This window comes from Paracidovorax sp. MALMAid1276 (assembly GCF_049198005.1).
GTDB lineage: Bacteria > Pseudomonadota > Gammaproteobacteria > Burkholderiales > Burkholderiaceae_C > Acidovorax.
In genome coordinates this window covers 1-4,361 of sequence record NZ_JBMIRS010000158.1, presented here as the reverse complement: position 1 = coordinate 4,361, position 4,361 = coordinate 1, and the positions used below count along the sequence as shown (strand labels likewise).

Annotated in this window: 4 protein-coding genes; 1 reads left to right on the top strand and 3 read right to left on the bottom strand. The window is 69.2% G+C overall.

Translation table 11 applies throughout. From position 1 onward, the window contains the following. Positions 1-1,054 (bottom strand): PAS domain S-box protein (locus ACOQFS_RS10715; protein WP_421562863.1); only part of this gene is annotated, 1,054 nt, incomplete at its 3' end. Between the two features lie 185 nt (positions 1,055-1,239). On the opposite strand from ACOQFS_RS10715, the gene dbpA reads away from it, so the two are divergent. After that, positions 1,240-2,658, top strand: a complete 1,419-nt coding sequence (gene dbpA, locus ACOQFS_RS10710) for an ATP-dependent RNA helicase DbpA (RefSeq protein WP_421562862.1) — start codon at positions 1,240-1,242, stop codon at positions 2,656-2,658. Between the two features lie 78 nt (positions 2,659-2,736). On the opposite strand, the gene ACOQFS_RS10705 is transcribed toward dbpA, so the two are convergent. Both ACOQFS_RS10705 and ACOQFS_RS10700 read right to left on the bottom strand, forming a co-directional pair. Then, the gene (locus ACOQFS_RS10705; RefSeq protein ID WP_421562861.1) at positions 2,737-3,438 is read right to left on the bottom strand and encodes an ankyrin repeat domain-containing protein; all 702 of its coding nucleotides are present in this window, start codon (positions 3,436-3,438) and stop codon (positions 2,737-2,739) included. Positions 3,439-3,595: 157 nt separating this feature from the next. Then, positions 3,596-4,093, bottom strand: a complete 498-nt coding sequence (locus ACOQFS_RS10700; RefSeq protein WP_421562860.1) for a GlcG/HbpS family heme-binding protein — start codon at positions 4,091-4,093, stop codon at positions 3,596-3,598. Positions 4,094-4,361: the final 268 nt, after the last annotated feature.

Here is a 4,361-nt window from a genome sequence, read left to right as displayed (position 1 = left end):
CCACGAACTCGTCGCCGCCCAGGCGCGCCACCACGTCGGCATCGCGCACGCCGCCGCGCAGGCGCTCGGCCACGCTGCGCAGCAACTGGTCACCCGCGTGGTGGCCCAGCGAGTCGTTCACGGTCTTGAAGTGGTCCAGGTTGACGAACAACACGGCCGTGCGGCCATGGCGCCTGCGCGCGAGCGACAGCACCTGCGCCAGCTGTTCCATCAGAAAGTGGCGGTTGGGCAGCAGCGTCAGGCTGTCGTGCAGTGCGATGAAGGCTTCCCGCTCCTGCGCCTGCTTGCGCGCGGTGATGTCGCGCACCACCACGATGCGGTAGTCGGCATGGTGCAGGGGCATGGTCTTGCCCACGACCTCCACGGGGATGGCGTGGCCGTCCTTGTGCCGGATGGTGACCTCATACGGGTCCTCGCGGGCGTTGCGTGTGTATTCGAGCGCCGTGGCGCGCCATTCGGGGCTGATGTAGCTGAAGATGGACTGCCCGAGCACTTCCTGCAGTGCATAGCCCGTGAGCCGGGTCAGCGCCTCGTTGCCATCGGTGATGAGGCCGTCGCGATGAAACACGATGGCCTCTTCGGTGGCCTCGGTGAACTTGCGCATGCGCTCTTCGCTTTGCCGCACGGTGCGTTCGGCGCGCCAGCGCTCCGTGATGTCGGTGATGAGCACGAAGGAGCCGAGCTGGCGGCCTTCCGGCGGGCCATCAAAGTGCGGGATCAGGTTCACCTCGATCATGCGCAGTTCGCCGTTGGGCAGCGACTGCTCACGGGTGTATTTCACATGTTCGCCGCGCGTGCTGCGCTCCACATGGGGCTGGATGCTGGCCCAGGCCTTGTCGCCAATGGCTTGCTGCACCGTCAGGCCGAGAATGGATTGGGTGCTGTGGCCGTTGTAGGCGGCATACCCCTGGTTGGCAAACTGGCAGCGCAGGCCGGGCAGGTCGAAGTAGGCCATCAGGGCCGGGACCGAATCGGCGATCAGGCGCAGCAGGGAGTCGCTGGCCCCGCCGCTGGGCCCGGCATTGTCGGCCGCTGCGTTGGTTGAATCTGGCATGTCCCACCCGGTGCTTTGGACCGTGCCGACGCACTTGGTGCACCGCACGGCGCGCCAGCAGGTGCATACCGTTATAGCCGATCCGCTGCGCGAAGAGGTAAGGGAGTTGCCCGGGTGTCCGGTGCGCCGGCTGGGGAGCAGGGCGGCGTGCCCAGGTCCTGCAGCCGCCCGGGATAATCGCCACCATGAACTCCGCAACTTCTCCGGCCGCCGCCGACTTCGGCGCACTGGCGCTGAGCCCCAGCATGCTGGCCAATCTGGTGCAGCTGGGCTACACCACCATGACGCCCATCCAGGCGGCCAGCCTGCCGCCCGCGCTGCTGGGCCAGGACCTGATCGCCCAGGCCAGCACCGGCAGTGGCAAGACCGCTGCTTTTGCACTGGCCCTGCTGGCCAACCTCAACCCCCGCCGCTTTGCGGTGCAGGCGCTGGTGCTGTGCCCCACGCGCGAGCTGGCCGACCAGGTGAGCACCGAGATCCGCCGCCTGGCGCGGGCCGAAGAGAACATCAAGGTCGTGACGCTGTGTGGCGGCGTGCCGCTGCGCGGGCAGATGCAGAGCCTGGCGCATGGAGCCCACATCGTGGTGGGCACGCCCGGCCGCGTGCTGGACCACCTGGAGCGCCAGCACCTGAGCCTGGACGCGCTGAACACCCTGGTGCTGGACGAGGCCGACCGCATGCTGGACATGGGCTTCTTCGACGACATCGCCGCCGTGGCACGCCAGTGCCCGCCGCAGCGCCAGACCCTGCTGTTCTCGGCCACCTACCCCGAGGGCATCGCCCAGCTCGCCGCCCGGTTCATGAAGAGCCCGCAGCAGATCACCGTGCAGGCGCAGCATGCCGAGGGCAAGATCGAGCAGCGCTGGTACGAGGTAAAAAGCAGCGAGCGGCTGCACGCCGTGTCGCAGCTGCTCAATCACTTCCGCCCCGCCTCGTCCATCGCCTTTTGCAACACCAAGCAGCAGTGCCGCGATCTGGTGGCCGTGCTGCAGGCGCAGGGTTTCAGCGCGCTGGCGCTGTTTGGCGAGCTGGAGCAGCGCGAGCGCGATCAGGTGCTGGTGCAGTTCGCCAACCAGAGCTGCTCGGTGCTGGTGGCCACCGATGTGGCCGCGCGCGGACTGGACATCGCCAACCTGGCGGCCGTGATCAACGTGGATGTGACCCCCGACCCCGAGGTGCACGTGCACCGCATCGGCCGCACCGGCCGGGGCGACGCGGACGGCCTGGCGCTGAACCTGGCCAGCCTGGACGAGATGGGCTATGTGGGCCGCATCGAGCAGTTGCAGGGCCGCGAGTCGCGCTGGTTTCCGCTGGCCGAACTCACCGCCACCGGCGGCGGCCCGCTGCTGCCCCCCCGGTTCACCATCCAGATCATCGGGGGCCGCAAGGAAAAGATCCGCGCCGGCGACGTGCTGGGCGCGCTGACCGGCGACATGGGCTATACGCGCGAGCAGGTCGGCAAGATCAACGTCAACGATTTCTCGACCTACGTGGCGGTGGACCGCGCCATCGGCGCGCAGGCCGTGGCACGGCTCAACAGCGGGCGCGTCAAGGGCAAGAGCGTGAAGGCCCGGCTGGTGACGGGGACCACGGATTTTGAGTGAAATAGGACTTCAGCGCTTATCCATCAAGCGCTGACAGCTATAAAAATCATAGTTTGATGGATGGGCCTGCGGCGCCGCTCAACGCGCCGCGCCCGCCGCCAGCAGCATCTCCACCATGGCCCCATAGCCCCGTTGCCGCGCCAGCTGCAGCGGGGTGTTGCCCTGCCGGTCCGTCAGCGCGGTGCTGGCGCCAGCCTGCAGCAGCGCCCGCAGCGTGGCCTGGTGGCGCGGGCCGCCGTCGCCCAGCACGATGGACTCGATCAGCGCCGTCCAGTGCAGGTTGTTCACATGGTCGAGCGGCGCACCCGCCGCAATCAGCTGGCGCACCACGCCGTCGTGCCCCAGGTGGGCGGCGGCAATCAGCGCCGTGCCGTCGTAGCGGCTGGTGACCTGCCCGGCGCTGGCGCCCAGCTGCAGCAACAGCCGCAGCGTGGCCTCGTCGTCGGCCACGGCGGCAATGGTCACCGCGTCGTAGCGGTCGTTTTCCAGCGCGTTCAGGTCGGCCCCGGCCTGGGCGAGCGCGCGGATCGCATCGGCCTGCCGGGCGAACGTGGCCACATGCAGCGGCGTGCGGCCGTGGGCGTCGCGGGCGTTCAGGTCAGACCGTGCCGCCAGCAGCTTGCGCAGCGCCGGCAGGTCGCCCCGCGCCGCCGCCGCATGCAAGCCCTGGTAGGCCGCCGTTTCGGCAGCCGTGGGCGGCACCTGGGCCGGTGCCGGGCGTGGTTGTGCCAGTAGCAGCGCGCACGCGAGCCCTGCAGGCCAGGCAAATACTCGAACCATGGTGCTTCCCTTTCGAAGATTCAATCCGTAGCCATGCCGGGCTTGCGGCGTGGGTTGTGCGCGCGGCGCATCCCGGCGGCCACCGCGCAAGGGCCGCCCCGCCGCGCCGGTGGCGTCCCCCGCGGGGGATGGCGCGCAGCGCCACAGGGGGGGGGGGTTACTTGATTTGGTCTTGCACCTTGGCGATGGCTGCCACGGCGCATTGTTCGTCCAGATGGCCGCCCGGTGCGCCGCCCACGCCCACGGCGCCAATCACTTCGTTGCCCACCTTCACCGGCACGCCGCCGCCCAGCAGCAGGTAGCCGGGGATCTGGCCCAGGTTGGCGGCGGCGGGGTTCTTTTGCGAGGCTTCCATGATGGCCAGCGTGGTGTTTTTGGCCGATGCCGAGGTGTAGGCCTTCAGGCGGCTGGCTTCCAGCGTGTGCGGGCCGGCGTTGTCGGCGCGTTGCACGGCACGCACGGTGCCCGAGCGGTCGACCACGGTAGCGGTCACGTGGTAGCCATTGGCGCTGCAGGTGGCCACCGTGTGGGCGGCGATCTGCGTGGCCAGGTCCAGCGACAGGTTCTTCTCGGTGCGCACGCCGCCTTCGGCGCTGGCAGCGGTGGCGATGAGGGACAGGGCGATGGCGGCGGCGGTCGCGAGGGGGTTGCGCATGGTGGGGGTTCTCCGGTGTTTTGACGTCGGTGCCACCCGGTGTGGCGCCGTGGGAGAACTGTAAAAATTGCCGCCGGTTTCAGCCATTCGGACGGCTACGCGCGGGGCTCCGTAGAACTACGCAGCAGGGGGCGAGGGGTGTGGCGTGGGGCACCAGCTGGACCGTTCGGGCTGAGCCTGTCGAAGCCTTGGCGCCACTCCCCACCCGTTCGGGCTGAGCTTGTCGAAGCCTGGGCGCTACCCCACCCGTTCGGGCTGAGCTTGTCGA